At 66.7% G+C, this 17,650-nt stretch carries 14 protein-coding genes; 9 read left to right on the top strand and 5 right to left on the bottom strand.

Annotated features, from left to right (window positions below):
- Positions 1-294: 294 nt before the first annotated feature.
- Genes ACFQZZ_RS15835 through ACFQZZ_RS15825 form a run of 3 tightly spaced genes read right to left on the bottom strand, consistent with a single transcriptional unit; the run spans position 295 to position 3,013 of the window.
- Entirely contained in the window at positions 295-1,830 is a 1,536-nt protein-coding gene (locus ACFQZZ_RS15835) for a sensor histidine kinase (protein ID WP_378680295.1), read from the bottom strand.
- Entirely contained in the window at positions 1,827-2,519 is a 693-nt protein-coding gene (locus ACFQZZ_RS15830; RefSeq protein ID WP_378680292.1) for a response regulator transcription factor, read from the bottom strand. Before ACFQZZ_RS15830 ends, ACFQZZ_RS15835 begins: the two co-directional genes overlap by 4 nt.
- A gap of 26 nt (positions 2,520-2,545) precedes the next feature.
- Positions 2,546-3,013 (bottom strand): hypothetical protein, encoded by a 468-nt coding sequence (locus ACFQZZ_RS15825; protein ID WP_378680289.1) that lies wholly within the window; start codon positions 3,011-3,013, stop codon positions 2,546-2,548.
- A gap of 359 nt (positions 3,014-3,372) precedes the next feature.
- Here ACFQZZ_RS15825 and ACFQZZ_RS15820 point away from each other — a divergent pair, with 359 nt between their 5' ends.
- Together ACFQZZ_RS15820 and ACFQZZ_RS15815 are read left to right on the top strand one after the other, a co-directional pair.
- Positions 3,373-5,700, top strand: coding sequence for a hypothetical protein (locus tag ACFQZZ_RS15820; RefSeq protein ID WP_378680286.1), 2,328 nt, complete (start codon positions 3,373-3,375; stop codon positions 5,698-5,700).
- 93 nt (positions 5,701-5,793) lie between these two features.
- Positions 5,794-7,590: a dynamin family protein gene (locus ACFQZZ_RS15815; RefSeq protein WP_378680284.1), complete on the top strand. Its 1,797-nt coding sequence runs from the start codon at positions 5,794-5,796 to the stop codon at positions 7,588-7,590.
- Positions 7,591-7,632: 42 nt separating this feature from the next.
- Here the strand turns inward: ACFQZZ_RS15815 and ACFQZZ_RS15810 are convergent, their stop codons facing one another.
- Positions 7,633-9,621, bottom strand: coding sequence for a glycoside hydrolase family 15 protein (locus tag ACFQZZ_RS15810; RefSeq protein ID WP_378680281.1), 1,989 nt, complete (start codon positions 9,619-9,621; stop codon positions 7,633-7,635).
- 104 nt (positions 9,622-9,725) lie between these two features.
- On the opposite strand from ACFQZZ_RS15810, the gene ACFQZZ_RS15805 reads away from it, so the two are divergent.
- Positions 9,726-9,977 (top strand): hypothetical protein, encoded by a 252-nt coding sequence (locus ACFQZZ_RS15805; RefSeq protein ID WP_378680279.1) that lies wholly within the window; start codon positions 9,726-9,728, stop codon positions 9,975-9,977.
- A 281-nt stretch (positions 9,978-10,258) separates the two neighbouring features.
- On the opposite strand, the gene ACFQZZ_RS15800 is transcribed toward ACFQZZ_RS15805, so the two are convergent.
- Positions 10,259-11,335, bottom strand: coding sequence for a M48 family metallopeptidase (locus ACFQZZ_RS15800; protein WP_378680277.1), 1,077 nt, complete (start codon positions 11,333-11,335; stop codon positions 10,259-10,261).
- Between the two features lie 104 nt (positions 11,336-11,439).
- Between ACFQZZ_RS15800 and ACFQZZ_RS15795 the strand changes: the two genes are divergently transcribed.
- From ACFQZZ_RS15795 to ACFQZZ_RS15770, 6 genes are all read left to right on the top strand, one after another.
- Positions 11,440-11,529 carry an Ms4533A family Cys-rich leader peptide gene (locus ACFQZZ_RS15795; protein ID WP_309546086.1) on the top strand — a complete coding sequence of 30 codons (90 nt, stop codon included), beginning with the start codon at positions 11,440-11,442 and terminating at the stop codon, positions 11,527-11,529.
- Positions 11,530-11,726: 197 nt separating this feature from the next.
- Positions 11,727-12,773 carry a sulfate ABC transporter substrate-binding protein gene (locus tag ACFQZZ_RS15790; RefSeq protein ID WP_378680273.1) on the top strand — a complete coding sequence of 349 codons (1,047 nt, stop codon included), beginning with the start codon at positions 11,727-11,729 and terminating at the stop codon, positions 12,771-12,773.
- 180 nt (positions 12,774-12,953) lie between these two features.
- Entirely contained in the window at positions 12,954-13,769 is an 816-nt protein-coding gene (cysT, locus tag ACFQZZ_RS15785; protein ID WP_378680576.1) for a sulfate ABC transporter permease subunit CysT, read from the top strand.
- The gene (cysW, locus tag ACFQZZ_RS15780) at positions 13,766-14,572 is read left to right on the top strand and encodes a sulfate ABC transporter permease subunit CysW (RefSeq protein WP_378680271.1); all 807 of its coding nucleotides are present in this window, start codon (positions 13,766-13,768) and stop codon (positions 14,570-14,572) included. The genes cysT and cysW overlap by 4 nt, the downstream gene beginning before the upstream one ends.
- A gap of 22 nt (positions 14,573-14,594) precedes the next feature.
- The gene (locus ACFQZZ_RS15775) at positions 14,595-15,590 is read left to right on the top strand and encodes a sulfate/molybdate ABC transporter ATP-binding protein (RefSeq protein ID WP_378680269.1); all 996 of its coding nucleotides are present in this window, start codon (positions 14,595-14,597) and stop codon (positions 15,588-15,590) included.
- A gap of 876 nt (positions 15,591-16,466) precedes the next feature.
- Positions 16,467-17,612, top strand: a complete 1,146-nt coding sequence (locus ACFQZZ_RS15770; RefSeq protein ID WP_378680267.1) for an Hsp70 family protein — start codon at positions 16,467-16,469, stop codon at positions 17,610-17,612.
- The last annotated feature ends 38 nt before the right edge of the window (positions 17,613-17,650 follow it).

Below are 17,650 nucleotides of genomic sequence, written 5' to 3'. Positions count from 1 at the left end.
CTGGCGCAGGCGCCCCCGGACGCGGCGCTGATGGCTGTAGAAGTCACGTCCAGGGACTCGGATATCAATAAGCGTGATCGCGTGGAGAAGCCCGCGGCGTTCGCCGCTCTGGTATCCCGATCTATCTGCTGATCGACCGGGATTCGACCGAGGTCGTTGTCCACAGCGTGCCGGCAGGCAACCGATACGAGGATGTGCACCGGTATGCGTTCGGCCGCGACGTGACGCTGCCCGAGCCGGTGAACGTCACACTGGACACCACGCCGCTCAAAGACTGGGTCGACTGAGTTCCATCTAGGATTTCGGTGTTGCGATCCATACTCGAAGACGGGTGCCGCCGAGATTGCTGTTATCGAGTTCGGCTGTGCCCGAATGGAGTTCGGCTTGCTGGCGGACCAGCGCGAGGCCGAGGCCGGAACCGGGGGAGCCGGGGCCTTTGACGAAACGGTCGAAGGCATCGGTGCGGAGTTCGTCGCGGATGCCGGTGCCGTCATCGTCGATGAGGATCTCGATGCCTGTGCTCGGGCCGGCACTGTTCGGAATGCTGGTGTTCGAGTCGATACGGTTCGAGTCAGCGTCTGACGAGTCGTCACTGGTCGGATCGTCTGCGCGGTAGCGGCGGGCCGCGACGGTGACGGTGCTGGCATGACCGTGCTGCACCGCATTGGCGACCGCGTTGGTGACGATCAGCATGAGACCACCGGGGAGGCCGGTCACTGTGGTCGGCGCGCATTCGGTGAGGTCGATCCGCACCTCGGGATGCCTGCGTCGGGCGTCCTGTACCGCGCGGTCGAGGGTTTCGCACAGCTCGAACGGTTCGAACGCATCGGATTCGGTGAGTTCGCCGACGGCCAGCTGTTCCAGATCGGTGAGTGTGTTCTCGATCTGGCGCTCGGCGAGCAGTACATCGGACAGCACCGCGCGTTGCTGCTCGGCCGGTAAATCCTTGGTGGCCAAGACTTCCAGGTCGGTGCGCATGGCGGTGAGCGGGGTGCGCAGTTCGTGCGCGCAGACCGCGGCGAAGTCGCGGGCGCCGGCCAGCGCGCGGTTGGTCGCGCCGTGCGCCGCCTCCAGGCGCGTCAGCATCCTGGTGATGGCGTCGGAGAGTTCCTCCGCTTCGCGTGCGCCGCGCCCCGACAATGGTGGCAGTCGTTCCAGGGTCTCGATGCCGTGCGTCGCGGTGGCCAGCCTGCGCAGCGGCCGTGCGGCGTACCCGGCCAGGAACCAGCCCAGCACCGCGGCGATCAATATGCCCGCGAGTCCGATCCCCAGCCCGATGAGTTGGCTGCGCCGGATGGCCGAGTCCACTAGTGAGCGGTCGGCTTCGAGCCGCACCACCAGTCCGGGAAGGCCTTCCACGGTGGTGCGGACACCGTCGGGAGTCGCGATCGCCAGTGCGCGCATCGGAACTCCGGGCAGCGGCGGTCCCGGTGGCGGAACTCCGGGTACCGCCGGTGCCAGTGGCGGAAAGTTGGGCAGCGGGGGTCTTGGCGGCGGAAAGTTGGGCAGCGGGGGTCCTGGCGGCGGAACTCCGGGTCGCGCGGGTTCTGGTGGTCGAACTTCCGGCAGGGCAGATCCTGGCGGCAGCGCCGGAATCGTCAGGTGCGGAGGGATTTCCACTGGTTGGGCGACGGCGACGCCCATGGTCGACACCGTCTCGTCGAACTGCCGGGAACCGGTCGCGTCGAGCAGCGCGGCATAGGCGATGCCGAGCGTGACGGCGACGAGGGCGGCCACGACGCCCGAGACCAGTGCCACCCGAGCGCGCAACGACAGCGACGCGCCCTTGCTTCGCACGCTCGCGACGGTGTCTTTCATTCGGTTGTTCACGGCTGCTCCCGCAACACGAATCCGACACCGCGCACGGTGTGGATCACCCGCGGCGCACCCGCCGCCTCCAACTTGCGGCGCAGATAGGAGACGAACACATCGACCACATTGGTATCGGTGGTGAAGTCGTAACCCCATACCGCGGAAAGGATTTGCTCGCGGCCGAGCACGATGCCGACGTTCCTGGCGAGCATTGCGAGTACCTCGAATTCACGTTTGGTCAGTTCCACTATTGCGCCGTTGGCCCGCACGCGGTGTCCCCCGTGGTCGACCTCCACCTGACCGACTCGGCACAGGTCACCGGGCGGCTCGGTGACCGGTGGCCTGCGGCGCAACAGCGCCCGCAACCGTGCGACGAGCTCGCCGAGATCGAACGGTTTGGTGAGGTAATCGTCGGCGCCGCGTTCCAGGCAGGCGATGCGATCGCTCACCGCGGTGCGTGCGCTGAGCACGCAGATCGGGATGTCGTTGCCCATCGCACGCAACGCCGTCACTACGCCTGCCCCATCGAGATTCGGCATGTTCACATCGAGCACCATGGCGTCGGGCGCCGCTGTGCGGACCATCGTCAGCGCCTCGGCGCCGTCGCCCGCGGTGATCACCTCGAAGTCCGAGAGTTCGAGGCCGCGTCGCAGGGACGTGAGAACTCGAACCTCGTCGTCCACGACCAAGATGCGTTGTCCGGTCATGGGGCCACCATAGAGCCGCTGATCGATCAGCTGCCGCTACTGCCGGTAGGCGCGATCCGCGCAGGTTGCGCGGGTTGCGTGTAGACAACGACGGATTCGCCGGGTCCGCCTCTTTCGATGGTCACCCGCGGCCTGCCGGGCTCGGCAGGCCGGACCGAGATGATGCCGTGCGGGCCGAGTTCGGGGCAGTCCGGCAGGGCAACGCCCGGCGGCAGCGGTTCGACCTGCTCGATGCGGACCTGCGGGCCGGGTCGGGTAGGCAGCGGTTCGACCTGCTCGATGCGGACCTCTGAGCCGGGCCCGATGGGCAGCGGCACATCCGGTGGAGCTGGGATGGCGCAGACGATGGTTGGGCCGCCGGGCTCGGCTGGTACCGGCAAGGATGGCTGGGCGGAAGCGGCGCCCGACACGATCGCTGCTGCACCGCCCGCGAGTGCCGTCCCGGTGAGGACGGCCGCGATGCGGGCTCGGCGGCGTCCGATGAGTGCCGTCATGCTGAGGTCTCCTTCGCTGCGATGCTGCCGACCGACTGGTGCGGCGAGATCGACAGTAGGGAGCGGATCTTCAGCGCCTCTCCAGTAATTGTTAGAGATCTCTTAATCTTCGTCGGCACGACTTCGGTGCGCGCTCGCGATGCGAGTCGCCTGCGCGGATAAGGCCCGGTAGGGACACATATTTGAGACTGCGTCCAGTTTGGAATGCCCCGGGAAAAGGGGCTTCCGTTCCGGTTATTGCCATGGCAGGGTTGCCGGAGAATGTGACAGCCGCGATTTCCGGAAATATCGTTAGGTGATCTTCACTCGGGTCTGCCCGGCGTTGGTGAGGATGCTGGAAACCCGAGAGTGGAGCTTGCATGACGAGTGACCTGCCCTTCGACAGCAATGAAACCGAAGCTGCCGACCGCGCGGGCGATACCGCGTACCGCGTCGCCACCGGCGTAGCGCGGGTAGCGAGGGCGGGCGCTTACGTGACCGGCGGCGCTCTGGTGGCCGCCAATGGCGGCGGCACACCCACCCATCCCGGATCGCAGCGGCTCGACAGCTGGCACACCGGCTGGGCGGCGGGCAGCAACGATCCGGAACCCGATGCGCCGAGCCCTGTGGTCACATTCCCGGAGCCGGACTTCCATTCGATTCCCGCGCCGCCGGTCACCCGCGACGTCGGCAACCACGGCTTCCAGATGCCCTCGTTCCCGACCACGCCCCCGGCTCCCAACGGACACGCTCCGTCGGGACCGTACATTCGCGTCGGTGCTCAGGAGGGCCAGGGCCAGACCTCCTCGACCTCGAACTGGCCGGAGTCGAACAACCCGCCCAATTGGCATACACCGTCGACGACCGACTGGCGCGACTCGACGCCCGAAACGCACACTCCCTCAGACCCGCCCGGATTCCAGCTGCCCGAGTGGCACACGCCCAATTGGTGGGACGCGATCACCGGAGGCAAAGACGGGCAGTCGGAAGACGACGACTCGTCCGACAGCGGACAGGGTTTCGGTCTGCCAGGACACGGGTTGGGCCCGGCTGGACACGGTTTCGGCATGCCCGACAGCGGCGGCTTCGTCGCGCCGGGTTCGAATGTCTTCGGCCTGCCTCGGGTTCCGGTCGCCGCGGACAGCACGAAGGCGCATGCGGTCAGCGACGTGGCGGCCGACACGGTGCCGGGCAGCATGTTCGACGAAACGCCGACTGCGGTGCCGGGCCACATGTTCGACGGGATGTCGAACGCGATGTCGGGTCATCACTTCGACGGGATGCCTGACGGAGCGTCGGGCCACCAGCCCTTCGACGGAGTCGGCAACGGGGATTTCGGTGTATTCCTCGGTGTGCAGGCCGGGGTGGACGTGCAGACCGAGTTCAACGTGGACTTCGGAATCGGGCCAAAGGGTGCGTATCTGAGCACCGATCTGAAGGTGGAAGCCGCCGCGGGCCTGAAGGTCGTCACGGCCGCGGGTAGCAATGTCGGCGATCAGGTCGACCGTTTCAACGACTGGCTCGACAACAGCGGTCACGGTACGCATACGGCGAGCCCGTCCGGGCGTTCCAGCGCGGATCAGCACGGGAGTACGCCGGGCACTTCGGGTCTCGGCAGTGGCGGGGTCGGCCACCAGCCGGTGGCTCCCGCGGTGGCCCCTGCGGTGGCACCGCCGGCCTTGTCCACTGTCGCGGCGCAGCCGATCGCGCCGGTACCGGCGCCCGTCGCGCCGCCCGCGCCCGTGGTGAATGTCGCGCAGCCGGTGGCGGCCACCCCGCTGCAGACCACGATCCAGCCGGACGCGGCGAGTACACCGATCGCCAATGTGCTTGCGCCGCCGCCGGGTCCGTCGCCGCTGACCGCGCCCGCCGCGGTGCTGCCCACCCTGTTCGACCAGCCCGTACAGCCGGTTCCGGTGAAGCCGGTGGTGGACATCCTGCCGACCACCATCCCCGTGCCCACCGCGACAGTGCCGACTATTCCGACCACTATCACCCATACGGTGCCGACTCCGGGCAATGTCACGATCGATCCGAAGATCCCCGACCTCGGCACCACCAAGCTGCCGACGGCGGGCATCACCCCGACACCGGGCGCCGGCACCGGGATCGACGTGACCAAGATTCCGGGCGTGCCCGGCACCCAGTCGCCGGGAACGACCGTCGTTCCGACGCGTCCCTCTACACCGGGTGACGACATCACGCTGCCGAGCACCGGTGGTGGCGTAGGTGCGGGCACCACCGGCCACACCGCTCCTACCACGCAGACCTATCCCAGCGCGGAGATTCCGACGGTGGCTGTGCCGACTCAGCAGCCTTCGCTGCCGCAGCCGACGGTCTCGCACGCCGCGCCCGCGCCGACGCTGGTACCGATCACGCCGCCGATGGACATCGAACTGCCGACCGCGCAGAATCCGCTTCCCACCGGGCAGAATCCCTTTCCCACCGGGCACGGCCCTGCCACCCCCATGCAGCCGCCGATCGGCTTGGATCCGAAGCCGCACGGGATCGCGGGCGACCTCGACAACCCGATGAGCGCGCTGCTGGCGCACACCGACGCATCGATGTACGCCACGCCTGTCGCCGACGACCATTCGGCGTTCACCCTCATGGCGGCGGGCGGCTTGTCCACCCCGCTGATGCCGGAGGCGAGCATGTACGAGGCCCATCACCTGCTGCCCGGTGGAGTGGACAGCGCACTGATGTAGTCGGAGAGCACCGAGCCCGGTACGGGGTGCGTGCATGAGCGCACGCACCGCCATGTCATCGTTGAGCGAAGCGAACCAGAGTCAGGAGGAGTGTTGTCTGCCGCAGCCGGGCTCGAGGCCGTGACGGTGAAACACCCGGACGCGATGGCGCCGCTCATCCGGATTCTCGACGAACTGCGGGAGATGACCAGGTCCGCCGGCCGCGACGATCTCGGTGGTCGGCTCAATATGGTGCGGGCCAGGGTCAGCGATCCCCGGGTTCGGCTCGTGGTCGTCGGCGATTCCAAGAACGGCATGAGCACGCTGGTCAACAGCCTGGTCGGGGCGCAGGTCAGTGCTACCGACAGTGCGCTGAGCGTTCCGGTGATCGTGGAGTACGCACCCGAATCGACTGCGACCCTGGTGAAGTCGGTCGGCAACGGGCGCACCGAACGTCAGTCGGTCGATCCGCTCGACCCGGTCCCCGCGCTCAACGCAGAGGGCGTGATCCGCGCCGAATTCACCGAGCCGAGCCCGTTGCTCGCCGACGGTGTCGTGGTGATGGACGCCCCCGGCGCGAACGGTGACGACCACACCACCTGGTCGATGATCGCCGCGGCCGACGCCGTGCTCTACGTCGGTGAGGCGGGCGCCGAACTCGCTCAGCATCAGATCGCCCATTTGCAGCGCATCCAGCAGGTGTGCCCGACGGTGATCTGCGTGCTCAACAAGATCGACCTATACCCGCAGTGGTCGCACGTTCAGCAGCGCAATCGGGACCTGCTCGACGCGGCCGGGCTCGGTTTCGCGGTCGCGCCGGTTTCCGCGCGGCTGCACCGGGAGGCGGGCAACTACCAGCGCGACATCGAGTCCGGCGTGCCGCAGCTCATCGATCACCTGCGCGACTATGTGGTGGCAAGGGCGGACACCGTCGCGATCGACGCTGCCGTGCAGGACATTCGGCTCGTCACCGACCACCTGGCCATGACGCTGCGGACCGAGGCGGAAACGCTGCGTGATCCGCGCAAGCGGGCCGAGATCACCGAACGGCTGCTCATCGCCCGTGATCAGGCCGACCAACTGCGGCAGCGCTCCGCGAACTGGCAGGTCACCCTCGTCGATGGCAGCACCGAACTGATGGCCGACATCGAACACGACCTGCGACACCGGTTGCGCAGCCTGGTCCGTGATGCCGAGGCCGAGATCGCCGACACCGATCCGGCCCGCCGGTGGAAAGAATTCGGCAGCGATCTGGACGCGCGCATCTGCGAGGCCGTCGAAGAGAACTTCGTGATGGCGCACTACCGCTCGATGGAGCTGTGCGAGCAGGTGGCCGCGCGGTTCCCGGCCGACAATCGCACCCCGCCGCTGCCGGATCTGCGGCTGACCAACCCGGGGGAAGTACTCGAGCCGGTCGCACCGCTGGAACCGCTGGTGAGCGCGAAAGCCGGTGTGTTCACCCAACTGCTGACCGCCATGCGTGGCTCCTACGGTGGTCTGCTCATGGTCGGCCTGCTCACCAGCCTGCTGAAAATGCCGCTGGTGAACTGGTATTCGGCCGCCGCCGCGGTGCTGCTCGGTGTCAACGCGCTGTGGGACGACCGCAAGGCACGTAAGCAGCGCCGCCAGGCCGAGGCCAAGGTCGCGGTCGCCAGACTGATGGACGATGTCGTCTTCCAGGTCGGCAAGGAATCGCGAAACCGGCTGCGCGCCATGCAGCGCACGCTGCGCGACCACTTCACCGACATCGCCACCGACGTGCTGCGGGCGGCCGACGAGGCGTTGCGCACCGCGGAAGAGGCGTCCGGGAAGTACGGCGACCGCAGAGAACAGCGGATCGCCGACCTGGACCTACAACTCGGAAAGCTGCGCGGGTTGCGTTCGATCGCGGACGATCTCGCTCCGGTCTGAGCGCCGGGTTCGATCCGCCTGCGCTCGATTGGCTCGGCGTGATCAGCCAGGGTGACTTGCCGGTGTGTGCGCAGGCTGGAACCCACCGGTGTGCCGCGATTCCTCGGCCCTGATCACATGCATCACCGCGTTGATCAGCGCCAGATGGGTGAACGCCTGCGGGAAGTTGCCAAGATGGCGGCCGCTGCGCGAATCGATCTCCTCGGCGTAGAGCCGCAGCGGGCTCGCGTAACCGAGCAGCCGCTCGCACAGATGCCTGGCCCGCTGCAGTTCACCGATCTCCACCAACGCCGACACCAGCCAGAACGAGCAGATGGTGAAGGTGCCCTCCTGGCCGCTGAGTCCGTCGTCGGTGGTCTCGGTCCGGTACCGCAGCACCAGGCCGTTCTCGGTGAGCCGGTCGGCGATCGACAGCACGGTCGCGCGCACCCGATGGTCGGTGGGTGGCAGGAACCGCGTCAGCACCACCAGCAGCAGTGAAGCGTCCAGGGTGTCGCCGCCGTAGGTCTGGGTGAATACCCCGTCGGCGTTCACGCCGTTGGCAAGCACATCGGCCTTGATCTGTTCGGCGATGGCGTACCACTCGGCGGCGTGCTCGAACTGACTGTGCAGTTCGGCCAGTTTCGCGCCGCGATCCAGCGCCACCCAGCACATCACCTTCGACGAGGTGAAATGCTGTGGCTCGCCACGTACTTCCCAAATGCCGCGGTCGGGATCCTGCCAGTGCGCGATGGCCGCGTGCACCTGGCGTTCCAGTAGCGGCCAGAGTGTCTCGGGAACCTTCTGGCGCGACTTCACATGCAGATACACCGCGTCGAGCATGGTGCCCCAGATGTCGTGCTGGTCCTGGTTATACGCACCGTTGCCGATGCGGACCGGGCGAGCCCCGTCATAGCCGGAGAGGTTGTCGAGGGTGGATTCGGTGATCTCCCGTTCGCCACCGATGCCGTAAAGCACCTGCAGCGGAACGGGTTCGCCGTCGTCACCGGTGGTGGCGTCGTTCAGGAATGCGAAGAAATCGTCGGCCTCGCGGTCGAGTCCGAGCGTGTAGAGGCCCCACAGCGCGAAGCTGGAGTCGCGCACCCAGCTGTAGCGGTAGTCCCAGTTGCGTTGGCCGCCAGGCGTTTCGGGCAGCGAGGTGGTGGTGGCGGCCATCAGCGCGCCGGTCGGCGCGTAGGTGAGTCCCTTCAGGGTGAGCGCGCTGCGTTGCAGATAGTTGCGCCACGGATGGTCCGGAAAATTGCCGAGCGTGATCCACTGCCGCCAGGATTCGGTGGTCGCCCACATCTTCTGGGCTGCGTCCTCGAAGGTGCGGGGCGCGGGCAGCTCCGACCAGGTCAGGGCGACGAAGACCTCGTCGCCCTCCTTCATCCTGGTCCTGGCGCGGGCCTCACGGCCCTCCAATCCCAGTCGCAGATCGGTGGTCAGCACCAGCGTCGGACCCGCGCTCGGGTCGACGCTTCGCACCGCGGTGGCCTCCTCGTACACCTTGCCGGTGTACTGCCAGCTCGCCGTCGCGCTGTGGTAGTCGAAGGCCGGTTCGCAGCTCATCTCGAGCTCCACCGTGCCGTTCACACACTTCACCGTGCGCAACAGGATGTGCTCGGCATCCCAGTCCATCGGGGTGCGGCGATGAGTCTTGCTGCGCTGATCGTTGTTGTGCCACGGCCCGAGCACCAGGGCGTCGCGCACGATGATCCAGCCGGTCTCGGTCTGCCAGGTGGTTTCCAGAATCACCCCGCCGGGTAGATACCTGCGCGCGGCAGGCACGTTGACGCCGTACGGGCCGATCCGGAAGTGACCGGCACTGCGGTCGAGCATCGCGCCGAAAATGCTCGGTGAATCCGGCCGGGGCACGCACATCCACTCGACCGCGCCGTTGCTGGCGATCAAGCAGGTGGTCTCGCAGTCCGACAGAAACGCATAATCGTCGATCGGCGGAAAGGTGGCGTGGTGTTGTGACACCGACATCGCACTGAGCAACGGCAGGCCGTCGGGTTCATGGACGGTCAGATCATCGGAAGACGCCATACCTCATCTTCGTTCCAGCGCGGCCGGACGTCTACCGGCGGCGCTGCGGGCAACGTCCCGCGCTCGTTTACGGCTCGTTTATCCGCCGTGAGTAGGCTGTGGCTGTGCATGCGATTGCTGGTTGGTGGGACGGGTTCGAGCTATGGGTGGCGGGGTTGCCGTTCATCCCACAGTTCCTCGTTGTCCTGGTCGGTATGGTCCCGATCAGTTTCGCCATCGCCTACGGGCTCGACCGGCTACTGCGCGCCACTCTGCACGTACTCGGCCGCGATCGCGCCGTTGCGCCCGCCGTGATCGAGGAACCGCTCATTCCCGTGGCCGAAGTACGCGAGCCCGTGCAGAGCGGGGCCCGTTGATGCCACGCTCACGCGTCCAACTCGCCCTGGTAGCCCTCCTCATCCTCGTCCTCGTAGCCTGGCTGTTCACTCGTTAGGTATCCATTTACCGGGGCAGTGCTCGGCGCGTCAGGTGGGGTACCCGACTTGCTCTTGGATAGGTAGGCAACGGTTTCCAGCGTGGGGACTGGCTGTGGTTGCGTTGTCGAGCATTTGAGGGCAGGCTGCGGCTGAGCCCTGCACCACTGCTCACCCTCGTTCGAGCCGCCTGGCCTGCCGTCTGAGGACTTCGCCCTTGCCGTCTACTCGGCAGGCGGCGGGTTGTCCCGATCCCCGGTGCGCCAGTCGTTGAACCGCTTGCCGATCTTCGACACGGTCTCGCCGACCTCGTGGCCGACGGTGCTCACCGCAGAACCGACGTCCTTGCCCAGGTTGCGGACGGTGCGGATGAGCGGGTCCTCGGATTGGTCGAAGTTCTGCCGATAGGTGCGCGCGGCTTCCTTCATCTCCTCGCTGATCCTGGTGTTCTTATCGTGTTCGCGGCGCGGGTATTCGCCGGCCAGGACGCGGTTGTATTCGCCGGACTGGATCCAGCGGCGCAGCTCCGCGGCCCGTAGCACCGAAAACGGGTGGCTCTGCAACTCCAGGTTGAGTAGTTTCAGCACGCCGTCGCGCAGGTCGCCGGAGCGTTCGTAGTCGTCGGCTTGGGCGAGGAACGCGCCATGGTTCATCTCCTTGATCCAGGTGCCGCCCGCGGTCTTCATGTGCACCCGCACCGACGCTTCGACATCCTGGCCGCACAGCAACCCGGCTCGGTCGCCGGACAGCTCGGATTTGCGACTCCACTCCATCAGCGCCGCCACGATGGCGCGTAATGCCCAGCCGCCCACCGGCATCCAGCCGATGCTGGACGAAAGGCGCAGCAGATGCATGAGCATCGTGCGGTACACCGCGTGGCCGGACAGTGCGTGCCCGAGTTCGTGGCCGACGATGAAGCGCAGCTCTTCGGTGTCCATCAGGTCGATGAGCCCGGTGGTCAGCACGATGAACGGTGTGTCCATGCCGATGGTGAAGGCGTTGACGTGCGGGCTCTGCAATACGAACATCTCGGGTGTGGTGCGGGCGTCGAGGATCTCGACGCAGTCCTCGCGCAACTGATGCAGCGAACGGAACTGCCGCTCGTCGACCCGGACGGCGGTCGCCAGATACAGCAGCCGATGCTGGCGTTCCTGCAGCAACCCAGACATGGCGCGCAGTATCGTGTCGAATCCGGACAGCGAGCGCAACGTCACCAGGGCGGTACGGTCGGCCGGGTGCTCCCACGCGCGCGTGCTGATGCCGGGCAGCCGGGTGCGGACCCGATCGGGGCTGGTAGTCATGGGATGAAACCCCCCTCTTCCTGGAACTCTGTCTTTGCTAGCAGTCTGCAAGCAGTCGCCGAGACAATTCGAACTAGTGGCGCACGCTCTGCTACAGTCTGCCCGTGTCTTCGAGTGCCGTCCCGCAGGTCCGCCATGAACTGGCGTTGATCGCTGTCGGCAACCTCGCGGTCGCGGATATTCTCTGTCGCTGATCGGCGACCCGGGCACTTCTGCGCGTAGTTCCCCATAGACTGGCGTGCACCTTTTTCGCAGATGTGTCCGAACCCCGGCGGCCACTCAGGCCGAGAGCCGCGCCACTGCCGCAGGGCAGGTCTACCGATCAGCATCATCTCCTCCGTCATCGATCGCCGTGCCGGCAGTGACGGTTCGCAGGAAAGGTCCACCCCTGATGTCTCGCAAATCTTGGCTCTCGCCGCGCCGACGCTATGCCGCCGCCGCCCTCACCGCGATCGCGGCGGTTGCGCTCACCGCGTGCGGCGGTGGAGCCAGCGATACCGTTGGCGGAGGTGGGGCCGACGGCAGCGGCGGCACCCTGAACTTGTTCGCCTACGCAGTGCCCAAGCCCGGCTTCGACAAGGTGATCCCCGAGTTCAACAAGACCGACAACGGCAAGAACGTCCAGATCCAGCAGTCCTACGGCGCCTCGGGTGACCAATCGCGCAAGGTCAAGGACGGCGCCGAGGCCGACATCGTGAACTTCTCGGTGGAGCCGGACATCACTCGCCTCGTCGATGCGGGTTTGGTGGACGCGAGCTGGAATGCCGACGCTACCAAGGGAATTCCGTTCGGTTCGGTCGTCGCGATCGTGGTCCGCAAGGGCAACCCGAAGGGCATCAAGGACTGGGACGACCTGTTGAAGCCGGGCGTCGAGGTGGTCACTCCGAACCCATTCAGCTCCGGTTCGGCCAAGTGGAACCTGCTCGCCCCGTATGCGGCCAAGTCCGACGGCGGCAAGAACCCCCAGGCCGGCCTGGACTACCTGAGCCAGCTCATCTCCCAGGAGCACGTGAAGGTGCAGCCGAAGTCGGGCCGTGAGGCCACCGAGACCTTCCTGCAGGGCACCGGTGACGTGCTGCTCAGCTACGAGAACGAGGCACTGTTCTCCGAGCGCAAGGGCGACCCGATCGAGCATGTCGTCCCGTCCAACACATTCAAGATCGAGAACCCGGTCGCGGTGCTGAAGAACAGCAAGAACCTCGAGAAGGCCACCGCGTTCCGCGACTTCCTGTTCACCCCGGAGGGCCAGAAGGCTTGGGCACAGGCCGGATTCCGCCCGGTCGACCCTAAGGTCGCGGCCGACTTCGCCACGGACTTCCCGACCCCGCAGAAGCTGTGGACGATCGCGGATCTCGGTGGCTGGAAGACCGTGGACAAGGAACTGTTCGCGGCGAACACCGGCTCCGTCGCCGTCATTTACGACAAGGCCACCAAGTAGCTCGGTGATCTGAGACACACGGGATACTTGGCAACTGTGACAGACAGCAGCACCGCTGGGACCGGCACCACCCCCGGTCCCAGCGTTTCCGAAGACACGGACAACTCTGTCCTCGAAGGCGGGGACAAACCCGTCGTCCTCCCGGCCACGGATAAGCCCGCGCCGCGCAAGACGGGGCGCATCAATTGGTCCTGGCTGCGGGTGACCGGTTCGGTGGGCCCGCTCGGTATCGCCACCGCGGTGCTGTGGCTCAGCATCATCGTGCTGCTGCCATTGGCCGCGCTCACCGTCGCCTCCTTCGACGACGGCTTGGCCGGATTCTGGGACGCCGTCACGGCGCCGGTGGCGCTGGCGTCACTGCGGGTCACCATCTTCGTCTCGGTGATCGTCGCGCTGATCAACGTGGTGATGGGGACGCTCATCGCCTGGGTGCTGGTGCGCGACGACTTCCCAGGGAAGGGCATCGTCAACGCACTCATCGATCTGCCGTTCGCGCTGCCCACCATCGTGGCCAGCATCGTGCTGCTGTCGCTCTACGGTCCGCAGAGTCCGATCGACATCCATCTCAACGCCACGCAGCCCGGCTTGGTGGTTGCCCTGGCGTTCGTGACCCTGCCGTTCGTAGTGCGCTCGGTGCAGCCGGTGCTCATCGAGGCCGACCGTGAAGTCGAACAGGCCGCGCTCTCGCTCGGTGCGGACAACTGGACGACCTTCCGCCGGATCGTGTTGCCCACGCTGGGGCCCGCGATCATCAGCGGTGGTGGACTGGCCTTCGCCCGCGCCATCGGAGAGTACGGCTCGGTGGTGCTGATCGGCGGCAATATTCCGCGTGAGACGCAGATGGCCTCGCAGTACATTCAGCAGCAGATCGAGATCGACCGGCCGGTGAACGCGGCCGCGGTGTCGGTCGCCCTGCTGGTCATCTCATTCGTGTCACTGCTGGTGCTGCGGCTGTTCGCGGAGCGCAGTGTGCGCAAGGAGCAGGAGGCACGATGAGACTGTCTGCGCTGTCGCGCATTTCACTGCGGACCGTCGCGCTCGGGTACCTGCTGATATTGCTGGTGCTTCCGCTGGTGCTCATCCTCTGGCGCACCTTCGAGAACGGTATCGGCGCGTTCTTCGACTCGATCACTACCCCGGCCGCGATCTCGGCTTTTCAGCTGTCGATGCTCATCGTGGCGATCGTGGTACCGGTGAACGTCGTGTTCGGGATCGTCACCGCACTCGCGGTGGTGCGTGGAAAGTTCCCCGGCCGCAATCTGGTTCAGAGCATCGTCGATCTGCCGTTCGCGGTCTCTCCGGTGGTGGTCGGCGTGGCGCTGATCATGCTGTGGGGCGCGGGCGGCTGGTTCGGTGGCGTCGAATCGCTCGGCTTCAAAGTGATCTTCGGGCTGCCCGGCATGGTGATCGCCACTATTTTCGTGACGCTGCCGTTTGTGGTGCGCGAGGTCGAACCGGTGTTGCACGAGATCGGTGACGACCAAGAGCAGGCCGCGTCCACCCTCGGCGCCTCCCGGTGGCAGACGTTCTGGCGGATCACGCTGCCCGCGATCCGTTGGGGCCTCACCTACGGCGTGGTGCTCACCGTGGCGCGCTCGCTCGGCGAGTTCGGTGCGGTGATCATGGTGTCGTCCGGCTTCCCCGGGGTCTCGCAGACCCTGACGTTGTTGGTGCACGGCCGATACATCAACGACCACAACACCTTCGGCGCCTACAGTGCCGCGACCCTGCTGATGGGCATCGCGCTCGTCACCCTCCTCTTGATGACTCTGCTCGACCGCAAGCGGGGCACCAAATGATCGCCTTTGCCGGAGACAAACAATGATTACCGTGACCAATGCGAACAAGAACTACGGTTCGTTCGCCGCCCTCGACGATGTCACCATCGACATCCCCTCCGGCGAACTGACCGCACTGCTTGGGCCATCGGGTTCGGGCAAGTCGACGCTGCTTCGGTCGATCGCGGGGCTCGAATCGCTCGACTCCGGCGTCGTCGTCATCGCCGGACGCGATGTCACCAGGGTGGCGCCGCAGAAGCGCGACATCGGTTTCGTGTTCCAGCATTACGCCGCGTTCAAACACATGACCGTGCGCGACAACGTGGCGTTCGGGCTCAAGATTCGCAAGCGCCCCAAGGGCGAGATCGCCAAGCGGGTCGACGAACTGCTCGGCATCGTCGGCCTCGACGGCTTCCAGCACCGCTACCCGGCGCAGCTGTCGGGCGGTCAGCGCCAGCGCATGGCGCTGGCGCGCGCGCTGGCCGTCGACCCGCAGGTGCTGCTGCTCGACGAGCCGTTCGGCGCCCTGGATGCCAAGGTCCGCGCGGACCTGCGAACCTGGTTGCGCCGGCTGCACGAGGAGGTCCACGTGACCACCGTGCTTGTCACCCACGATCAGGAGGAGGCGCTCGACGTCGCCGACCGGATCGCGGTGATGAACAAGGGACGTATCGAGCAGGTCGGCACTCCGGAGGACGTGTACGACCGTCCCGCCAATGAATTCGTGATGTCGTTCCTCGGCGCCGTGGCCAGGCTCAACGGACACCTGGTGCGCCCGCACGACATTCGGGTCGGCCGCGACGCGAGCATGGCGCTGGCCGCGCACGAGGGCACCGCACAATCGGCGGGCGTCACCCGCGCGACCGTCGAACGCGTCGTGCACCTCGGATTCGAGGTGCGTGTCGAGCTGCGAAACGCCGCCACCGGCGACCTGTTCGCCGCGCAGGTGACCCGCGGCGATGCCGAGGCACTGCACCTGAACGAGGGCGAAACGGTCTTTGCCCGTGCCACCCGAATTCCGGAGTTGCCCGCCGGGTAAGTCGTATTTCGCCGCGGCTTCCGAAACTCGGTACGGGGGTTGCGCCTGCGCATCTGCTCCCGCACGGTGTCGAGGGATATCAGCTGCATTTCATCCCGAGCCCGGAACACAATTGATCGACCTGCGCTACGCCATCGGCGAATTCCTCTGCGCAGTCCAGTCGCACGTGCCCGACTACATGCACGTGCCGCGCCGGCAGCCTGCTCGAGTCACCCAGCGGTCGGCGTTCCCGACGCTGTATGCCCAGTGCAAGGAGCAGGCGGCGAAATGGTGTCGGAAATCATGACGGACCAGGCGGAGCCTGGCGCACACCCGTGCGGGAGTGCCTGTGGGGTATGAGGATTCAGCCCAAGGTAGGTAACTGGGTCGGTGCTGTGTTGTTGCCGGGTCGGGCGGTGCCGTCGATACTTCCATTCGTTCCCGCGCACGTAATCGTCCGCGAATTCGAGTGGGAGCAATCAGGAATTGTGCGTTTTTTCTCGATGGCCGTACGGCGAGGAATGACGCCCGGACACGCGGTATGGACGGCTGCAATCAATGCGCTCATCCGGGATTCGTAGCGGGCGATCGGAGGTCGGTCCTGGAACGTCATCGCATGTAGGAAGGCGTATCTATGGCCGACTGGGCGGTCTTCTCGACGGCTGGCAAACGCACCGGGCATTCTCGAATTTCGCCGCGCCGTAAGGAAATCCGGCTGCGTGTCAGACAAGTGGCGTAGCGCGGCAGGTGAACGGCGATCGGTGCTTTATCTATGCGACCGGTGTCAGTGCAGGCGGCGTGCGGACAACTGTATGTCCGGTGGTTGGCAGGCGGGTCGCCGAGTGGTTGCGTTGATGGGGTTCGAAGCGACTCGGCTCGGCAATGAGGTGGATTGCGATGGCGGTTGGTCTCGGTTTGAGCATCGGCACGGTGAACACGGTTTCCGCTCTGGCGGAGGAAGGTTCGGCCAAGGCTCCGCCGGGGCGACGCTCCGCCGCCGAGCGTTCGCCCGCAGTTACCCGCCGCACCACCCTCACCTTCGACAGCACCGGAATGGCGCGGGTCGGGATGATTCCGCGGCACGGTCGCGCCATCACCGAATTCGCCGATCTCACCCAGCGCACCACCATGCGGGCCCGGGTCGGGCATCGTGCCCTGTCGCGCGCGGACCTGGTCGCGGTGGTCGTCGAGTGTCTGATCACCGAGGCGCGCCGTGATCGCCGCGCGGTCGATGCGGGGATCGCGCTGACGCATCCGGCGGGCTACACCGACAATCAGGTGGCCGAGCTGCGTGTGGCGCTGGACGCTGTCGGCTTCGGATATGTGGCGCTGGTCGCCGAACCGGTCGCCGCCGCGACCTGGCTGGAAGCCGAACGCGGCCCGCTGATGCCCGGCCTGGCGCTGGTCTACGACTTAGGCGGCTCCACTCTCGACGTCACGCTGGTCCGAGTCGGCGCGGGCTGCCCGCGCAATCCGATCGTCGGTGTGCCGCTGCGCTCGCCGAAGTTCGGCGGCCGCGCGTTCGGCGCGCTGGTCGCCGAGCGGGCGGGGCAGGGTGTCGCCGCGGCCTCGCTATCCGGGGCGGTCACCGGCACGACCGCCGATCTGTTGCGCGCCGAGCATGTGCGCGGCTCGCTCGAGTTGGTGTACCGCTGTCTTCGCATGGCCGACGTGACGATGGCCGACGTGGACTGCGTTCTGGTGGTCGGCGGCGCGGCGCGGCCGGTCGAGGTCTCTCAGGTATTGGCGGGCGAATTGGCGCGCCCGGTGATCACGGCACCCGATCCGGAGCGCACGATCGCCGACGGTGCCGCGATCATGGCGCGGCGGACTGCCGTCGCTGTCGAGGAGGCGGCGGGTGGTCATCACGGGCGTAAGCACCGCAGGGCGACGACCAGAGCCCTGTTGTTGTCGCGGCGGACCAGGCGCAGGCTGACGAAGGTTGCCATCGCGGCGGGGATGTCCGCGGGCGGTGTCGCGCTCGCGCTCGCGTTGCCCGCGGATGCGGTAGTCGCGGGATTGTCGCAGCTCGGGGTGCGATAACGCGGGGAAGAGCGGCAAGGGCGGCGGGTATCCGGCTC

Source organism: Nocardia sp. GCM10030253, from assembly GCF_042675075.1.
Taxonomy (GTDB): domain Bacteria; phylum Actinomycetota; class Actinomycetes; order Mycobacteriales; family Mycobacteriaceae; genus Nocardia.
The sequence above is the reverse complement of the archived record's forward strand: the minus strand, read 5'-3'. Positions and strand labels throughout refer to the sequence as shown.